The following is a 17522-nucleotide window of genomic DNA, read 5'->3' as shown; positions in this document are numbered from 1 at the left end:
TCGGATGCTGTAGGTCGCTCGGACGGCGACGCGTTGCGAGCAGGCCCGGCGGGCGGCGTACGGAGCGGCCTCGTCTGGGCATCCGAACCAGCGGGAGGGGTGCCGGGGGATACGGGACGCCCACCGGTCGGTCCACCCTGGCGCGATCCACCGGGTGCGCCGGTCGGTCCGGACTGTGGTCGGGGCGGCACATTCGACGTCGGCCGCGACCCGGGAGCCGTGGGCCGCGGGGGTCGGCCGACGTCGGCAGGCTCGGACCCGCGTGATTCCCGCATCTTGCGCAGCTTCGAGAAAGCCCTGGTGACAGCTGACTTCCGGTCGTCAGACTGCGCCATCGGTCATCACCCAACCTTCCTCGAACACCACGCTCGAAGTTTGCCCACGAGAAATCCGTCCGACACTGAGAACGGCATCACACAACGTCACGCCACGAAGTGCGTCATTCACACTAGCGAACGGTCGCGCACATCATCACCTGGGGAGACTTGGTCATCCGATCGAACGGATGAATCCGACGTACCCGTCTCGGGGTCGACCTCGCGCGACGTGTCGTGGTCGCGCGTGCCTCGATGCTTGAATGGTGGGGTGACTTCCTTCGGAGACCTCCTGGGTCCTCAACCCGTCCTGCTGACCGGCGACGACGACGCCGAATCGGCGCTGCTCAACGGTGCCGAGCCGGCCGAGGTGGCCGCTGCGCACCCGACAGCGTCGATCGCCTGGGCGTACCTGGCCGAACGTGCGTTGAGCGGCACACCGGACACGCTCAAGGTGATCGAGGCCTACGCCTACGCCCGCACCGGATATCACCGCGGCCTCGACCAGTTGCGGCGCCACGGCTGGAAGGGATTCGGCCCGGTGCCGTGGAGCCACGAACCCAACCAGGGCTTCCTGCGCTGTGTCGGCGCGCTGGCCCGTGCTGCCCAGGCGGTCGGCGAGGAGGACGAGTACCTGCGATGCCTCGATCTGCTCAACGACAGTGACCCGAATGCCGCCGGACAGCTCGGTCTGAACTGACTCGGACTCCTTCCGACCCGATTTCGTGACGCCGATGACCACCTGGGCTCGCCGCCGCTACGAGGCGTTGCCGCGATTGTTGCGGGTGCGCATCCGCAGACTCTGGCTGTCGGCGGTCCCGATTGCGCAGTGCGCGATCGCCGCCGGCCTCGCATGGTGGTTCGCGCTGGAGGTGCTGGGTCACCAGCAACCGTTCTTCGCCCCGATCGCCGCGGTCATCTCCCTCGGGCTCTCCCTGGGCCGCCGATGGCGCCGATCGGTCGAGCTCGTCGCCGGCGTCACCATCGGCATCCTCGTCGGCGACCTGTTGATCGTCGAAATCGGCAGTGGCGGTTGGCAGATCGTCGTGGTGGTGGCGCTCGCGATGGCGGTGGCCGTCTTCCTCGACGACGGCCCGCTCATCCCGATGCAGGCGGCGTCCTCGGCGGTGCTCGTGGCGACCCTGCTACCGCCGGGTGGAATCGGCGGTTTCCATCGCGCGATCGACGCCCTGACCGGCGGTTTGATCGGAATCCTGGTCGGTGCGTTGCTGCCCGCGAATCCTGCTGCCCGCGCCCGCCGGGACGCGGCCACCGTCCTCGCGACGGTCCGCGATGCCGCCCGGCAACTGGCCGAGGGAATGCGTGCCGGTGACGAATCCATGGTGTTCGCCGCGCTGGAGAAGGCGCGAGGAACCCAGGGGGCGATCAACACGATGCGACAGGACATGAGCGGCGGCCGCGAGATCAGCACGCTGTCCCCGCTGTACTGGGGGTCACGGCTTCGGCTGCAACGGATTTCGGCGACCGCGGACCCGATCGACAACGGGGTCCGCAACTTTCGGATCATCGCGCGACGGGCCCTGGGGATCACCCAGCGTGGTGAGGAGGTGCGTCCCGAACTCATCGAGATCATCGGCGATCTCGGGGACGCTTTCGAGATACTGCGCGAGATGATGCTCGCCGACCCGGGGCACTCGCCGGACCCGGCCGACGCCGCACGCGTCCTGCGCACTATTGCCCGCAAGGCGCGAGCCGAACTCGTCGCCGAACGCGGGATGTCAGAGACCGCGCTGCTCGCCGAGATCCGGTCGTTGCTCGTCGATCTGTTGATGGTCGCCGGATTGCGGCGATCGTCTGCGGTGGCGACACTGCGCTGAGTCGGCGAGAAGTAATGCTGAATCGGCAAATACAAGAATTCAGTCGCGCAACCCTGTGTCGACAATGACGAGAAAGGCCGGTGGGTCGATGGTGGACCGCGTTGACGTCGTGGAGATGAGCGTCGCAGAGATGCTCGATGCGCTTGAGTCCGGTCTCGTGACGAGTGTCGATCTGGTGTGTGCCTACCTCAACCGGATCGCCTACTACGACCGGACCGGTCAGTGTCTGCGCGCCATCGCCGTGCTCAACCCGAATTGTCTCGACGAGGCCGCCGACTCCGACCGTCGTCGGCGAGCCGGAGTGGCCGGGCCGCTCGAAGGCGTCCCGTTCACCGTGAAGGACAGCTACAAGGTCAAGGGGATGACCGTGGCCTGCGGTTCGCCCGCGTTGGCCGATGTCGTCGCGGGAGAGGATGCCGCCACGGTCGCGCAGTTGCGTGCCGCCGGTGCGGTGCTACTCGGCAAGACCAACATGCCGCCGATGGCGGCCGGTGGTGTCCAGCCCGGCGTGTACGACTACGCGCGCAGTCCGTACAACCCGGAGTTCCTCACCGCCGCATATGGTTCCGGGTCGTCAAACGGTTCCGGAACGGCGGTGGCGGCAAGTTTCTGCGGCTTCGGGATGGCCGAGGAGACGGTGTCGTCGGGGCGTTCACCGGCCTCCAACAACGCACTGGTCGCCTACACGCCGTCCCGGGGTGTGCTGTCGATCCGCGGCAATTGGCCGTTGCGTCCGACCTGCGATGTGGTTGTGCCGCATACCCGTTCGGTCGAGGATCTGCTGATCCTGCTCGATGTGTTGGCGGTCGACGACCCGATCCGCACCGGTGACTTCTGGCGAGAGCAGACCCGCGTAGCCTTGCGCGGCCCGGAGGAGGTCCTCCCGCAGCCGGTGCATCGCCCGCGACCGAGTCGACTCGACGGTGTGCGGCTCGGCGTACCGCGAATGTACATCGGCGAGGACCGCGTACCACTCGATCCCCCGGTGATCACACCGTCGGTTCGCGCTTTGTGGGACAGGGCATTCGGCGATCTGCGTGCGCTCGGAGCCGAGGTGGTGGAGGTCGACTTCCCCGTCGTGTCGAACTACGAGCAGGACCGCCCGAGTGCCGACGGGCCGGCGGAACGTGGCCTCGTCCCACCGAACTGGCGTGCGCTCGAGGGCGGCACGATCACCGCGATGGCCCTCGATCAATTCCTGCGCGAGAACGGAGATCCCGCGTTGAACAGCTGGGCCGACGTCGACGGCGACACGGTGTTTCCCGCCGACGATGCACCGGTGGCGGTGTGGATCACCCGCGCGCGCGGCGGATTCGACTGGCAGCGGCTCGCCGAACTCGTCAAGCAGGGGCTTCCGGAGTCCTACGACGACGTGCCGGACATCGACCATCTGTTACGCGGGCTCGAGCAGGCGCGCACCGCGGACTTCGAGGACTGGTTGACCGAAAATGGCTTGGATGCAGTGGTATTCCCGGCTGCCGGCGGCGTCGGTCGCGCCGATCTGTTCTCCCGGACCGAGAGTCGTGAGGAGGCCATGCGCAACGGCGTCGTCTACTCCAACGGCAACCGGGTGCTGCGCCATCTGGGTATCCCGAGTGTGACGGTGCCGATGGGCGTCATGGGCGACATCCAGATGCCGGTCGGACTGACCTTCGCCGGAGCGGCCTACAGTGACGACAGGTTGCTGGATCTGGCGGGCGCCTACGAGGCCGCGACGACGCGCCGTGAACCCGCGTTCCTCACGCCGACGTTGCCCGCCAACCAGATCGAGCCGGCTGGTGACGTTGGTGACGGCGGTTCGCCGGCTCCGACGTACTCGGTCGACATCGGGCATACCGACCGCTCGTGGGACGTGAAAGTGCGTGTAGCCGAACAAGAGTCGGTAACCAAGGAGGCGACAGGGGTCCGCGTGTGGGCCGACGGGCACCTGCTGCGACCTGTAGAAGGCGAGCCTGGGCTCTATCGTGGGGTGGTGTCCCTGAGTCGCAAGCGCCTGGCCGACGAGATGTTGATCCTGGTGAAGGCCGGTGACACCGCGGCGATGAGCATCGAAGCGCTCGATCAGGCCTTGCCGTCGATCCGTACCTGACCGATCGCGAAGACCCCGACGGCGATCGCGAGACATCCGATCGCCACACCGGCGCCCAGTATCGGCAGTGCAGCGGCGGTGACCGCGCAGAGCAGCATCACGCCGACTGCCACGCGAGGTGCCACCCGCAATCGTCGCGTGGCCTTCGGGGCCATCCATCGACCCCAGCAGACCCCGATGAGCGCCAACACGGCCAAAGCCAGGCCGATCCCACCGATCGGGCCCGCCGCCCGGGCACCCCAATGGTATCCGGCTGCCGCGCTGCCCGCCCAGAGAGTGATCTCGACGGCGAACACCCCGGCACCCCAGAGGTACTCCGTGCCGTGGAGAGGCAGTGGCGTGACGGCGTCCGAGTGCGGGGAACGAGAGTTTTCGAGAGCGGTGCTCTTGGTCATGCCCCCGAGTATCCGCGTCGGAGGTGCCGATTGCAAGAGTAGTGCTCTCGATTTCGGGTGGCTGTGCCCGATCGGTGAAAAATGGCGCACGGTCGACGAGATTTGGCGCCCGGTCGACGTCGATGAGCGCCCAGCCGACGGAGATAGGCGCCCGATCGGCGGGGATGGCGGAGGCGGGGGGGTCAGGCACACCTAAGCCTTGCTATATATGCGTACTCGTGCATATATTGGCGGGGCCATGGGACATTCACATTCACACTCCGCCGCGCCGTCGCACTCCCACAGCCATTCGCATGTGGACGTGACGAATGCGTCGCAGCGTCGCATCTGGCCGATGGCGGTGGCCGTCGGGCTGATCGGGTCGTACTTCGTCGTCGAACTCCTGGTCGGCTTCGCGGTCAACTCGCTGGCGCTGATCGCCGATGCCGGACACATGCTCACCGACGTCGTCGCCCTGGTCATGGGCCTCATCGCGTTACTGCTCGCCCGGCACGGCAAGGCCACCGACACCCGGACCTTCGGCTGGCACCGCGCCGAGGTGTTCACCGCGGTCGCCAATGCGGTCCTGCTGATCGGCGTCGCGGGTTTCGTCCTGTACGAGGCGATCGAGCGCATCGGGTCGGACCCCCAGGTCCCCGGTCTCACCCTGATCGTCGTGGCGCTGGTCGGTCTGACCGTGAACGTGCTGGTGATGTTCTTGTTGCGGGCCGATTCGCAGGAGTCCATCGCGGTTCGCGGCGCCTACCTCGAGGTGCTGGCCGATGCGGTCGGCAGTGTCGGGGTACTCGTCGCCGGCATCGTGGCGCTGACCACCGGATGGGGTTACGCCGACATCATCGTGGCCGTCGGCATCGCGCTGTGGGTCGTGCCGCGTGCCCTGCGGCTGGCCGTCGACGCCCTCCGTATCCTCAATCAGCAGGCGCCCACCCACGTCGACGTCGACCAGGTGCGTCGCGAGTTGTCCGAGATCCCCTCGGTCACCGATGTGCACGACCTGCACGTCTGGTCGCTGACCACCGGAATGGACGTCGCGACGGTGCACCTCGGCAGCGACCGGCCCAATGCCGAAGTACTCCCGGCCGCGCAGGCCGTGCTGTCACGCCATGGGCTCGGTCACGCGACCGTCCAGATCGATCCCGCCGACGATCAGCACAGATGCTCGGAAGATCTCAACTGGTGACAGCGGTCTGCCTCCAGCTCATGTGCTGAGGTCCTGCGTCGAGTCGTGCGGTGTTCCCGCGCCGAACTGCGCCACGGCAACGTTCTCACAATGACCCCTGGACGTGACTGCCCGCTCGGTCATACACTGCACGGCAAATGTATGACCTGAAGGTCCCCGGGAGGCGCTCATGACGGAAACGACCGACCGGCCTGCGGTGACGATCCGCGCCGTTCTCCGCTCGGCGACGAGGACTCGTTTCGATCGCATTCTGCTGGTGGTGATCGGGCTCGGGATGGTCTCGATCGCGGCCAATCTCTTTCTGCCGCAAGGCGCGTTCTTGCCGGCCTGGTTGCTGATCCCGCAGGTGCTGGTGATCGCGGTGATGCTGCTCATGCACATCACACGTGTGCTCGGTGTGCGCGCGATGATCGTCTACTTCGTGACGATGATGGCGCTGGAACTGGTCTCGGAGTACGTCGACATCGCCACCGACGGTGGTTGGTACGGAGCGCATTTCGCGTACACGAGTCTGTGGGGGCCGCAGCTGTTCGGCGTGCCGATCGTGCCGCCCGTCTCGATCGCGGTGCTGGTGTGGCCGGCGTTCTGCGCCGCCTCGATCATCTTGTGCGGCGACTACTCCGTCGACCACCGTGGCCGGAGTTGGCTCACAACCATCTCGGTGGCGTTGATCGCCGGCATGTTCGTCTCGTGGATGCCGGTCATCTACGAGGCCATCTGCATCAAGATCGGTGCCTACACCTACCCGCAGATCGAGTCGGGGCAGGTGGCGGGCTACTGGGGGTCGCCGATCGGCTCCGACCACATGGCGATGCCGCTGCGCGTGTTCCCGGGATTCACGCTGCTCGTGTTCCTGCAGGTGGTCGTGCTGACCAGGGTCATCGGGCCCAGGGCTGCCGGCGCGCGGCTCGCCCGCGCCGACTCGTCGCCGCCGTTGCACCCGATCCTCGATCTCGCCCCGCTGGCGTTCTTCGTCATGCTCGCCGTGGGGTTGACCAAGGTCGGTTCGACCGTCGAGGCGCAGGTGTTCGGCGCCTACACCGGGGTGCTGGGCAGCGTGCTGGCGGTCATGTGTTTCTACCTGCGCGGGTCCGGGATTCGCCGGAGCCTTCGGATAGACCGGCCACCCGTACCGCCGGGGAGACCCAGCGCCGCAGATATCGGCGCAGGTGTGCGCCCTGGCGAGGCGGGTGGCCCGGATCGAGGATGAACGACTGCAGGATCCGCAGCAGGAACTCGGCCAGCTCCTCCAGTTCGGCATCATCGAAACCTGCTTGCGCCCAATCGATGTCGAATTGCATCAACATCGATCGGCAGAGCTCGATGGCCACCTCGGAGGTGATCGCGGACTGCAGGCTGCTGGAGTGGCCGGGACTGAGTACCACGCTGACGTAGGGATCGACCGGTAGCACCTCGAGGGTGGTCGCGAGACCCTCGACGACGGCTTCGGCCGGGTCGGTGATGCCGACGAGGTGCCCGGCGAGACGATCGAGGAAGCCCGCGGTCGCCGACCGCAGCGCTGCCTCCATGAGAACGGCGTCGGCACTGGGGAAATAGCGGTACACCGTCTGCCGGGTCACCCCGAGTTCCCTGGCGATGTCGGTGATGCTCAGGTTGATCGCGCCGTCGACGGTGATCGCATGGCGTGCGACATCGAGGATGCGTTCGCGTGCCTCGTCGTCGCTGGCCGGCGGGGTGCCGTTCCATCCTCGGGTGCGCATCAGCGAACGCTCTCGGCGCAATCGGTGAACTCCATGGGGATCATCCTCGGTCCTCGGGTGTGGCCGGCACGTCTGGGGGTGGTGCCGAGCGTATCGGTGCAGGTCGGCCGCCCCCATCGTACGTATTCGGGTACCCGTCCCGTTGAGTTCACCATTGACTCCGCGTCGCCTTCGTGGTTACGGTCATACACATAAGCGATAATGTATGATCAAGACGAATGACGAAAGAGGAGTGGCGATGTCGCACGGTGGGCGGGCTGTGGTGATGGGCGGGAGTATCGCGGGGATCTGCGCGGCGGGGGTCCTCGCGCGGCACGTCGACGAGGTGATCGTCGTCGAGCGCGACGTGCTGCCCGACGGTGCCGAACACCGGAGGGGTGTGCCGCAGAGCCGGCACCCGCATTTTCTGCTCAACTCCGGACGTCGCGCGATGGATACGATCTTCCCCGGCTTCGAGCGCGCGCTGGTTCAGGCCGGTGGGATGCAACTGATGCCGTCGATGGCGGCCGCGCACTGCGAGGGTCGTGGCTGGATTCCGCGGCAGGAGTCGACGATGACGATGATCTACTCCTCCCGGCTGCTCGTCGAACGCGTTCTGCGGGACATGCTGCGCGACATACCGAATGTGACCGTGGAGGAGGGTGTCGGGGTGAGCGGCCTCGAGACGGCCGATGGTGCCGACGGTCGTCGGGTCACCGGCGTCCGGTTGTCGGGTCGCCCGGGTGGGCCCGATGGCAACGTCGTGGAGGCCGATCTCATCGTCGACGCGCTCGGTCGCGGCTCACGCGTCAGCGAGTGGCTGCACCGGGCGGGATGGCCGCAGGTGCCGGTACGCACGCTCGACGCCGGTGCGACCTACTCGACGCGGTGGTACCAAAAGCCCACGGGGGCAAGCAGACCGGACTGGTGGTGGTGGCATCACCTGTCGGTTCTGCCGACCACCGACACCGGCGAGCATCCCGCTGTCGACGACTACCTCTGTCAGATCTTCCCGATCGAAAAGGATCGGGTGCTGGTCACCATGGGGTCGTGGGGACACAAGATGCCGCTGCGGGAAGACGACTTCGTCGATGCCGCCCACGCGGTTCGGGCCCCCACCTTCGGTGCGGCGGTGGACGTGTGCGAACCGATCTCCAAGGTCTTCGTCACCAAATCGACCGGAAACGCCTGGCGCCGTTACGATCTGCTCGACGCCCCGCCGACCGGCCTCGTGGTGATCGGCGATGCGATCTGTGGGTTCAATCCGCTCTACGGCCAGGGGATGAGCTCGGCGGCCCGCTCGGCGCTGCTGCTCGACGAGAAGCTCACCGCCCGAACAACTCTGGATCGGGACTTCTTCACCGACTTCTATCGCGCACAGGCGAAGTCGCTGAAGGTCCCGTGGACGCTGGCGTTGGCGCGTGATCAGGGATACGACAGCGCGGAGGGCACCGAGGTGGTGCCGCCGTGGCGACGGCGGATCGTCGGGCGACTCGCCTGGCCGGTGTTCAACCTCATCTCCGGCACCACCCGGGAGGATTCGGTGGTCGAGGACCACTTCGCCAAGGTCTTCAATCTCGACGAACCGGCGGTGCAGATGGTCCGCAGTCCACGGGTTCTCGCCGGCCTGGCGTGGTACTGGTGCAAACGCGCCACGGGACGTACCGTACTGCCACCGGGATTCGATTCCACCGGGCATCCGCCCGCCGACGTCTGGGTCGACGGGCGGGCCACCCCGGGCCGCAACGCCGAGGTGATTCCGCTGCCCGACGCCGCCGGTCTCACCGCGGGCCGGTGACGGCCGCAACCGCCGAGTAGGGGGTTCGACATGAGTGTCTGTGTGCCGGGGTCGGCGGCGGAGTTGATCACGAGATACCTGGGGTTCGATTGTTCGGCAGCCGATCCGGTTGTCACCCTGCGTAATCCGGCGCAGCTGGCCAACTGGACGCTGCCGGTGCTGGAGTACACGATCATTCTGGGCGCGGTGCTGGCACTGCTTCATGCAATGCGGCGGTGGCGGCGTGACGGTGATCCGACGAACTTGGCGATCTGGCTGGCATCGCTGCTCTACCTGTTCGTCATCGAGCCGCCGCTGTACTTCCCACAATGGTTCGGTCTGCAACACTCCGTCGGTTTCATGTTCTCCCACAACGTGTTCAGTGTGCAGTTCATGTACGACCGGTTGCCGCTCTACATCGTCGCGTTCTATCCGGCGGTCAGCCAGCTCGCCTACGAGATCGTCCGCGCCCTCGGGGTGTTCACCCGCCGCGGCCCACTGGCCGGAGCGGCGTGCACGGCGTTGGTGTATCAGGCGTTCTACGAGATCTTCGATCAGCTCGGCCCTCAGATGAAGTGGTGGGCATGGAACGTCGACGAACCCTTCTTCGGCGGAACCGCAAGCGATCTGGGCAACAAGGCCAATTCCCCGATGCTGGCGTCGGTGCCGATGAACAGCATCTGGCTGTTCGCGTCGGTGTCGTTCGGGGTGTTGATCTACCTTGCGGTCCGTCTGATCGGCGTGAGCAGCGCGGCCGGCGCTCCACCGCGCGGATTCTCGCTCGGATGGCGGATCGTCGTCACCGGGGTGTGCGCGCCGATCGGCATGGTGGTGTTCTCCATTCCCACGGCGATCTTCGGCCAGGGCACCCCCAACGTCGCCGCACAGACCATCGTGCTGACCACCGAACTCGCCGCCTTCTGGGTGATCGGACTGGTCGTGCTCGCCCGTCACCTGCGAGATCCGCAGCGCACCAGCGGTGTCGACCCGCGCAGTGCGATGCCGTTCATCGTGGTGTTCGGGGCCCTCTACCTCGTCGTCTTCGCGGTGCTGTGGATCAGTGCGCTGCCGGCCTACCTCGATGCCGTCGACGGCGTCACCGCTGCGGGCACCCCGACCGGCAGCCTGGCGTATGCGATCGCCTGCTTCGTGCTGGCCGTCGCAGCCCTAGGGGCGGCGGCGGTGACCGCCGCTCGTGCCGGACGAGTCGATCGTCCTGAACTCGTCGGGTTCTCGACCCCGCGATCCTGACCCCGTGACCCCGACCCCCATGACGACGGGCGTAACGATTGCCGCAATTGTGACGAATGTCCTGGTGACGTGGCCCCCACAGGAGAGCAGGTATTCGCATGACCATCGCCGCACGTATCGCCACGGGCTTCGCCGTGTCCGGAATCGCCTTGGGCGCCGCCGTCGTTGCGCCGGGTGATGCGCAGGCCGCATCGCCGCGGGACTGCCGTATCTACAACTACTGGGCCGGGGCGTCGGTGAACTGCCCGGCCGGTGTCAAGGTGGTCCTCGAACTCGACTGCGTCGGGGTGGGCCGCAATTCCGGTGAGACACAGGGTGTCCGGATCTTCTATCACCGCACCAGCGCCGTGACCGATCGCAGCGGGTTCGCCGCCACCGACTGCGGTCAGGGCAGCTACATCGGCACGGGCGTCAACACCCGCAGCTGGATCCGGGCGACAGGCGCCTTCTGGGAACGGGTGAGCTGACCCGGCGTCGACCGGAGTCGCAACGCTGCCCTAACGCCGCCAGAACAGGAAGGTGTCCCACCCCCACTCGGCCAGACCGGATGGGACGCCGGACAATTCGAACAGCCAGAAGATCAGGTCGAAGAACGCCTTGTTGAGCTGCGGAATGAACAGCAGGGCGAAGATGAGCAGGAAGCCGTACGGTGCGACGGCGGCAGCGCTCTGCCGGGTTTGCGGCGAGAGGTACGGCTCGATCGCGTTGTAGCCGTCGAAGCCGGGCATCGGGATCAGGTTCAGTACGGCGGCGGTGATCTGCAGGAACGCCAGCATAGCCAGTCCGTCCCACAGATTGATGCTGTCGCTTGAGGTCAGCAGGCGTCCGATGGGGCTGTCGACGAACGGACCGAACCCGCGGATCACCCCGAGCAGCACGACGGCGAGCAGAATGTTGCACGCCGGACCGGCCAGGGACACGATGGTGCGCTGCGCCTTGGTGAAGCCACGCTCGTTGAGGTACACCGCCCCGCCGGGAAAACCGATGCCGCCCAACAGGATGATGAGCAACGGCAACCCCAGCGACAGCCCCGGATGGGTGTAGCGCAACGGATTCAGGGTCAGATATCCGCGCAATTCGGCGTCGCGGTCACCGAATCGGTAGGCGGTGACCGCATGACCGAACTCGTGCAGACACAACGAGATCACCCAACCCGCGAGCACGAGCAGGATCACACCCAGGGTCGCCTTGCCCGACGAGCGATCGGAGCCGGCGGTCGCTGCGAGCCAGCCGCCGAGCACCGCCACCGCGATCAGCGCGAAGAACACGACGCCGGGCTGGATGGCGCGGGCCATCTCGGTCATCGTCGGGTTGCGGCGTCTGCCGAAGGCCGGGCCGGTCATCGGGGGCACACCAGGTTGAGATCCACGTGATGACGGTAGTAGGTCGACCGTTTGACCACCCGATCGGTGAGCACGCCCTCCCGCTCGACGACGATATTGGTGCCGCCGGTCTGGATCGCCCGACCGTCGTGCCATCGGCCTCGCCGCGTCCAGCGGCCCAGCGCACCGGTCTCCAGGCGCGCCCGCAGACCCGGCTCGTGCGGGGTGGGCTCGATCCGGATGCCGCGGACCTCGCCGGTGAACAGTCGGACGCTGTCGACATAGCTCTCGCCGTGCAATGGCGCCCCCTCGGCGCCGAGGTGCCGGGCCACGCCCACCAGCACGGTCGCCGCGTCGTCGCGGATCAGCGGCAATGCCACGGCGTCGCCGTGCTCGGCGAGATCGCGGGCCGCCGACCCGTGCGGCAACCCGTACGTGCGGGTCGCGCCGGTGGGGCGATCGGCCACGTAGGCGACCTCGACGTCGAGGCGTTCGGAGAGCATCAAAGCGGCGATGACCTGCGCGAGGTGGGCGTCGGGGTGGGTCGACGACCCCCTGTCTGCACTTGTGGACTCGGCCGCGGGTTCCACGATCAGCCGGGTGACGGCGGGGTCGGCGATCCGCTGCGCCACCGCGTCCCGGATCGCGCGGCGAGAAAGGCCCGACGCCGACACCTGCGATGACGTGATGACCGCGAAAGACATGGGAATAGGGTATCGAGCTGACCGAACCAGTAGGGTTGTCCCGGTTGCGAAGGCAAGCGGAAGGGCGGAAAGAGAACATGGCCGCGATCGTGCTGATCGGCGCCCAGTGGGGCGACGAGGGCAAGGGAAAGGCCACCGATCTCCTCGGGGGCAAGTTGCAGTGGGTGGTTCGCTACCAAGGCGGCAACAACGCCGGACACACGGTGGTGTTGCCGAACGGCGAGACCTTCGCGCTCCACCTCATCCCGTCGGGCATCCTCACCCCCGGCGTCAACAACGTCATCGGCAACGGTGTCGTCGTCGACCCCGGCGTGCTGCTGACCGAACTCGGCGGACTCGAGGACCGCGACGTCGACACCACCGGGCTCCTGCTCTCCGCCGACGCCCACCTGCTGATGCCGTACCACGTGGCCATCGACAAGGTCACCGAGCGCTTCCTGGGCAACAAGAAGATCGGCACCACCGGCCGTGGGATCGGCCCCTGCTATCAGGACAAGATCGCCCGTGTCGGAGTACGCGTGGCCGACGTCCTCGACGAGAAGATCCTGGCCCAAAAGGTCGAGGCCGCACTCGAACTCAAGAACCAGATCCTGGTGAAGATCTACAATCGGCGCGCACTCGAGCCCGAGCAGGTCGTCGAAGAGGTCCTCGCCCAGGCCGAGGGTTTCAAACACCGCATCGCCGACACCCGGCTGCTGCTCAACCAGGCCCTCGAACGCGGCGAGACCGTGTTGCTCGAGGGCTCGCAGGGCACCCTGCTCGACGTCGACCACGGCACGTATCCCTATGTGACGTCCTCGAATCCGACCGCGGGCGGTGCAGCGGTCGGCGCCGGGATCGGGCCCAACCGCATCACCACCGTGCTCGGCATCCTCAAGGCCTACACCACGCGCGTCGGCTCGGGGCCGTTCCCGACCGAACTCTTCGACGAGTGGGGCGCCTACCTCGCCAAGACCGGCGGCGAGGTCGGCGTCACCACCGGACGCGCCCGCCGCTGCGGATGGTTCGACGCGGTGATCGCTCGCTATGCGACACGCGTCAACGGCATCACCGACTACTTCCTGACCAAACTCGACGTCCTCTCCAGCCTGGAAACGGTGCCCATCTGCGTCGCCTACGAGGTCGACGGCGAGCGCGTGGAGGACATGCCGATGACCCAGACCGGCTTTCACCACGCCAAGCCGATCTACGAGGAGATGCCGGGCTGGTGGGAGGACATCAGCAACTGCAAGACCTTCGACGAGCTGCCGCGCAACGCCCAGGACTACATCCTGCGGCTCGAGGAACTCTCCGGGGCCTTCATCTCCTGCATCGGCGTCGGCCCGGGCCGCGACCAGACGATTGTGCGCAGGGCCATCGTCTGACTCCGGGAGCATCGGCGGCTGGTGGCTTTCCGACGGATTCCGTCGCGTAAGTCGGGATCTGCTGCGAATAGCTCTGTAATCAGTCTCCGATTCTGCGGTTTCCCGAGCGCGGTGTTGCATCGGAGGCTACCCTCATGAGCAGTGGGCGCCATCCGGGCTGCCCTGCGAACGAGGAGAGTGTTCCGATGGCCCTGTACGCCGTCACCGATCCCGCGACCGGTGAGGTCGTCAAGGAATATCCGACCGCCACCGACGAGCAGGTGGGCGCCGCGATCGACGCCGCCGCCGACGCCTTCGCCACATGGTCGAAGAACTCGACGGTCGCCGAGCGTGGCGACCTCATCCGCAAGGTCGCGCAGTTGCACACCGAACGCAAGGACGAGCTGGCCGCGATCATCCAGCGCGAGATGGGCAAGCCGCTCGATCAGTCGGTCGGCGAGGTCGAGTTCAGTGCCGCGATCTACGAGTACTACGCCGACAACGCCGAGAAGTTCCTCGCCGACGAGCCGATCACGTTGCTCGAGGGCGAGGGGTCGGCATTCATCCGTCGCAGTGCCGTCGGCGTGCTGCTCGGCATCATGCCGTGGAACTACCCCTACTATCAGGTCGCCCGCTTCGCCGGCCCGAACCTGGTGCTGGGCAACACAATTGTGCTCAAGCATGCCCCGCAGTGCCCCGAGTCGGCCGCGGCGCTGCAGCAGATCTTCCTTGACGCCGGGTATCCGGCCGGCGCGTATGTGAACATCTACGCCACCAACGAGCAGATCGCCGACGCCATCGCCGACCCGCGCGTGCAGGGTGTGTCGCTGACCGGGTCGGAGCGCGCCGGTGCCGCCGTCGCCGAGATCGCCGGTCGCAACCTGAAGAAGGTGGTCCTCGAACTCGGTGGGTCCGATCCGTTCATCCTGCTGTCCACCGACGATCTCGACGCGACCGTCTCCGCGGCCGTCGACGGCCGGTTCGAGAACACCGGGCAGGCCTGCAACGCCGCCAAACGGTTCATCGTCGATGAGAGCATCTACGACGAGTTCCTCGGCAAGTTCACCGAGAAGGTCAAGGCGACCGCGCAAGGCCTCGCGCCGCTGTCGTCGCTGGCCGCCGCCGAACGCCTCGAGGAGCAGGTCGAGAAGGCCGTGAAGGCCGGTGCGACACTGGATTCCGCGGGTGAACGCTCCGGCGCGCATTTCCCCCCGGCGGTGCTCACCGGTATCGATCCGGAGTCGCCGGTGGCCAAGGAAGAACTGTTCGGTCCGGTCGCCACGGTCTACAAGGTCTCCGGTGAGGACGAGGCCGTCGCACTCGCCAACGACATCCCGTTCGGCCTGGGCTCATATGTGTTCACCACCGACTCCGAACAGGCGCTGCGCGTGGCCGACAAGATCGAGGCCGGCATGGTGTTCGTCAATGCCGTGGGTGCCGAGGGTGCCGAGTTGCCGTTCGGCGGTGTGAAGCGCTCGGGTTTCGGCCGCGAACTCGGCCGTTTCGGCATCGACGAGTTCGTCAACAAGAAGATGATCCGCGTGAGCTGACGAACGCTCACCTCAGACACCCTGACCTATCAGACACGCTGCGGCGCCGGACGCGATGAACGTCCGGCGCCGCAGCTTTCGTTGGTCAGTAGGCCGGGGTGGTCGTCGTCAGCGTCGACTGCGAGTCGGCCGACGGGGCGGTCGGGGTGGAGTCGCTCGTGGTCGCGTCATCGGAGGTGGGGTTGTCACTCGACGGGGCCTCCGACGTCGTGGTGCTCGCCGACGAACTCGCGCTCTCCGGTGCGGACGATTCGGCACTCGACGACGCCGCACTCGCCGCCGCTGCACTCGACGCACTCGACGCCGCTGCGTCCGACGAACTGCTCGCCACCACGGCCGGTAATGCCACCGTGGTGTTCGCCGCCTTGCGGATGTTCGCCGCGGCCGCGGTGACACCGTCGGTGTTGGTGGCTCCGGTGGCACTGACGACCTGTGCCTTGTCGGTCACCGGCGGGTTCTGGCGCAAGGCGTTCAGCAGGTCGTCCTTGCCGTCGGTCAGGCTCCGGCCCCAGTTGTCCCAGTCGTGGCCGCCATAGTTGGGCAGCGAGATCACCGATGCCCCGGACTGGCCGAGCTGCAACTGCATGAGCACCGTCGAGACCGCCGAGAGCATCTCCAGCGCCATCGCACTGATCTGATCCTGCGGTGCGAGCTTGGCGGCCTCGGCCGGCGTGAGGAAGCCGTTGCCCGAGGAGATGATCAGCACCTGTCCGTTCTGCTTGAGCTTGTCGACGTTGCGCGACGGATCGTTGGCCGCCCACTGCGCACTACCCGGCGCACCCCACATGTTGAGGATGCCGTTGGTGTAGTTCGACACGATGGTCTGGGAGGCGAGGACGCCGAGCGCGCCGATCGGATTGTCGAGCTGGTAGTAGCCCGACATGGCCTGCACGACCTTGAACTGTTCGGGGTGCTTCTCGGCCAGGGTGACCGCAGGTCCCGCCGACATCGACAGGCCCACGATGGCGTTGCCGGTCTTGCTCACCCCGAAGTTCTGCGACAGATAGTCGGGCAGCTCCGAGGTCAGGAAGGTTTCCTGTTTGATCGTGGTGTTCGCGCCCGCGGGACCGTTCCAGTCGGTGTAGAACGACGACGCGCCACCGGCGGGCATCACCAGCGTGGTGTTGGTGCTGGAGTCGTAGACCTTTGCTGCTTGTACGTCGGTGGTCCACGCCGACCGCGAATCCACCGCGCGCATCCCGTCGAGCAGGTAGATGCCCTGCGTGCTGTTGTTGGAGGCGCGGATCTGAACGACGATGTATTTGTTCATCGACGCCGACCACACCTTGCAGTTCTGCACGTAGTTGCCCGACGAATCCCACGTGCAGCCGGGCCGTAGGACCTCCGGGTGCCCGACCAGCGCCGAAGCCCGATTGCCGCCCGACATCAGCGAGCTCAGTACGTACAGGCTGATCGTCAACGTCGCGATGAGGGCCACCACGATCAACCGGCGTCGCCGACGACGGGGCGCCGGGGTCGGCGCCTGCGGTGGGTGAATCATCCAGTTCGCCGCGATCGACGAGTCGTGGTCGCCGCCCGCGGTGCGGGTGTCGTCGGAACCGGACATGAACACTCCTGCCATCAGCCGGCGTCGAGAGGGATGACGCCGATACCGTGAGGATCGCTCACGACCTGGCGCGGCGTTACATCACCCGGCGCGCCTCACGCCGACAGGTGTTCGTGAACGACCTGCGGGCCGGGGTCGGCGTCGAGGTCGAAGGCCACCGTCTCGCGTTCGGACAGCGTGGTGCCGTCGGCCAGCGTGGTCGACACCCGATGGGTCACGATCGCGACGGCGCCGACGACGAGTACGCGCCGATCGCTGCTCGCGCACGTGGCTACACCCCAGCCCTCGGCACGCCAGGAACGCCACAGCGCCCGGTAGTCGGCGACGCCGATCGCGGTGTGGTCCTGATCGGGGAAGACCAGTTGCGCGTCGGGGGCGAATGCGCCGAAGTAGGCGTCCTCGTCATTCGCGGCGAACGCGGCCACCAGGGCGTCGAGGGCATCGAGTGCGCGTGCGGTGAGCGTGTCGGTTGTCATGGGGGATCCGTTCAGG

15 protein-coding genes are annotated in these 17522 nt (G+C 66.9%); 9 read left to right on the top strand and 6 right to left on the bottom strand.

Annotation, left to right across the window (positions count from 1 at the left end; translation table 11 throughout):
* Positions 1 to 585 precede the first annotated feature (585 nt).
* The 3 genes from AC5ZH6_RS23305 to AC5ZH6_RS23295 all read left to right on the top strand — a co-directional run bounded on the left by AC5ZH6_RS23305 (position 586) and on the right by AC5ZH6_RS23295 (position 4241).
* Positions 586 to 1014 carry a DUF3151 domain-containing protein gene (locus tag AC5ZH6_RS23305; protein ID WP_006371877.1) on the top strand — a complete coding sequence of 143 codons (429 nt, stop codon included), beginning with the start codon at positions 586 to 588 and terminating at the stop codon, positions 1012 to 1014.
* 34 nt (positions 1015 to 1048) lie between these two features.
* On the top strand, positions 1049 to 2152 hold the full coding sequence (locus tag AC5ZH6_RS23300; protein ID WP_014361592.1) for an FUSC family protein: 1104 nt from the start codon (positions 1049 to 1051) through the stop codon (positions 2150 to 2152).
* An 88-nt stretch (positions 2153 to 2240) separates the two neighbouring features.
* The gene (locus tag AC5ZH6_RS23295; RefSeq protein WP_006371879.1) at positions 2241 to 4241 is read left to right on the top strand and encodes an amidase; all 2001 of its coding nucleotides are present in this window, start codon (positions 2241 to 2243) and stop codon (positions 4239 to 4241) included.
* Here the strand turns inward: AC5ZH6_RS23295 and AC5ZH6_RS23290 are convergent.
* Positions 4214 to 4636, bottom strand: coding sequence for a YrdB family protein (locus tag AC5ZH6_RS23290; RefSeq protein WP_006371880.1), 423 nt, complete (start codon positions 4634 to 4636; stop codon positions 4214 to 4216). The genes AC5ZH6_RS23295 and AC5ZH6_RS23290 overlap by 28 nt on opposite strands.
* Positions 4637 to 4874: 238 nt before the next feature.
* Here AC5ZH6_RS23290 and AC5ZH6_RS23285 point away from each other — a divergent pair, with 238 nt between their 5' ends.
* Positions 4875 to 5816, top strand: a complete 942-nt coding sequence (locus tag AC5ZH6_RS23285; RefSeq protein ID WP_006371881.1) for a cation diffusion facilitator family transporter — start codon at positions 4875 to 4877, stop codon at positions 5814 to 5816.
* A 1067-nt stretch (positions 5817 to 6883) separates the two neighbouring features.
* Here AC5ZH6_RS23285 and AC5ZH6_RS23280 read toward each other — a convergent pair.
* On the bottom strand, positions 6884 to 7537 hold the full coding sequence (locus tag AC5ZH6_RS23280) for a TetR/AcrR family transcriptional regulator (protein WP_006371883.1): 654 nt from the start codon (positions 7535 to 7537) through the stop codon (positions 6884 to 6886).
* A gap of 238 nt (positions 7538 to 7775) precedes the next feature.
* Between AC5ZH6_RS23280 and AC5ZH6_RS23275 the strand changes: the two genes are divergently transcribed.
* From AC5ZH6_RS23275 to AC5ZH6_RS23265, 3 genes are all read left to right on the top strand, one after another.
* On the top strand, positions 7776 to 9314 hold the full coding sequence (locus AC5ZH6_RS23275; protein ID WP_006371884.1) for an FAD-dependent oxidoreductase: 1539 nt from the start codon (positions 7776 to 7778) through the stop codon (positions 9312 to 9314).
* A 30-nt stretch (positions 9315 to 9344) separates the two neighbouring features.
* Positions 9345 to 10544 (top strand): hypothetical protein, encoded by a 1200-nt coding sequence (locus tag AC5ZH6_RS23270; protein WP_006371885.1) that lies wholly within the window; start codon positions 9345 to 9347, stop codon positions 10542 to 10544.
* 98 nt (positions 10545 to 10642) lie between these two features.
* A complete protein-coding gene (locus AC5ZH6_RS23265) occupies positions 10643 to 11011 on the top strand; it encodes a hypothetical protein (RefSeq protein WP_006371886.1) in 369 nt (122 codons plus the stop codon).
* Between the two features lie 30 nt (positions 11012 to 11041).
* Here the strand turns inward: AC5ZH6_RS23265 and AC5ZH6_RS23260 are convergent, their stop codons facing one another.
* Both AC5ZH6_RS23260 and AC5ZH6_RS23255 read right to left on the bottom strand, forming a co-directional pair.
* A complete protein-coding gene (locus tag AC5ZH6_RS23260; protein WP_006371887.1) occupies positions 11042 to 11887 on the bottom strand; it encodes a site-2 protease family protein in 846 nt (281 codons plus the stop codon).
* Positions 11884 to 12570: a hypothetical protein gene (locus AC5ZH6_RS23255; protein ID WP_006371888.1), complete on the bottom strand. Its 687-nt coding sequence runs from the start codon at positions 12568 to 12570 to the stop codon at positions 11884 to 11886. Before AC5ZH6_RS23255 ends, AC5ZH6_RS23260 begins: the two co-directional genes overlap by 4 nt.
* 77 nt (positions 12571 to 12647) lie before the next feature.
* Between AC5ZH6_RS23255 and AC5ZH6_RS23250 the strand changes: the two genes are divergently transcribed.
* Both AC5ZH6_RS23250 and AC5ZH6_RS23245 read left to right on the top strand, forming a co-directional pair.
* Positions 12648 to 13934 carry an adenylosuccinate synthase gene (locus tag AC5ZH6_RS23250; RefSeq protein ID WP_006371889.1) on the top strand — a complete coding sequence of 429 codons (1287 nt, stop codon included), beginning with the start codon at positions 12648 to 12650 and terminating at the stop codon, positions 13932 to 13934.
* Between the two features lie 185 nt (positions 13935 to 14119).
* Positions 14120 to 15463 (top strand): NAD-dependent succinate-semialdehyde dehydrogenase, encoded by a 1344-nt coding sequence (locus AC5ZH6_RS23245; RefSeq protein ID WP_006371890.1) that lies wholly within the window; start codon positions 14120 to 14122, stop codon positions 15461 to 15463.
* Positions 15464 to 15548: 85 nt separating this feature from the next.
* On the opposite strand, the gene AC5ZH6_RS23240 is transcribed toward AC5ZH6_RS23245, so the two are convergent.
* Entirely contained in the window at positions 15549 to 17030 is a 1482-nt protein-coding gene (locus tag AC5ZH6_RS23240; RefSeq protein WP_006371891.1) for an alpha/beta hydrolase, read from the bottom strand.
* Between the two features lie 95 nt (positions 17031 to 17125).
* Positions 17126 to 17506 (bottom strand): YybH family protein, encoded by a 381-nt coding sequence (locus AC5ZH6_RS23235; RefSeq protein WP_006371892.1) that lies wholly within the window; start codon positions 17504 to 17506, stop codon positions 17126 to 17128.
* Positions 17507 to 17522 lie beyond the last annotated feature (16 nt).

This window comes from Gordonia sp. YC-XJ4 (assembly GCF_059511865.1).
This window is presented reverse-complemented; position numbering and strand designations above follow the sequence as displayed.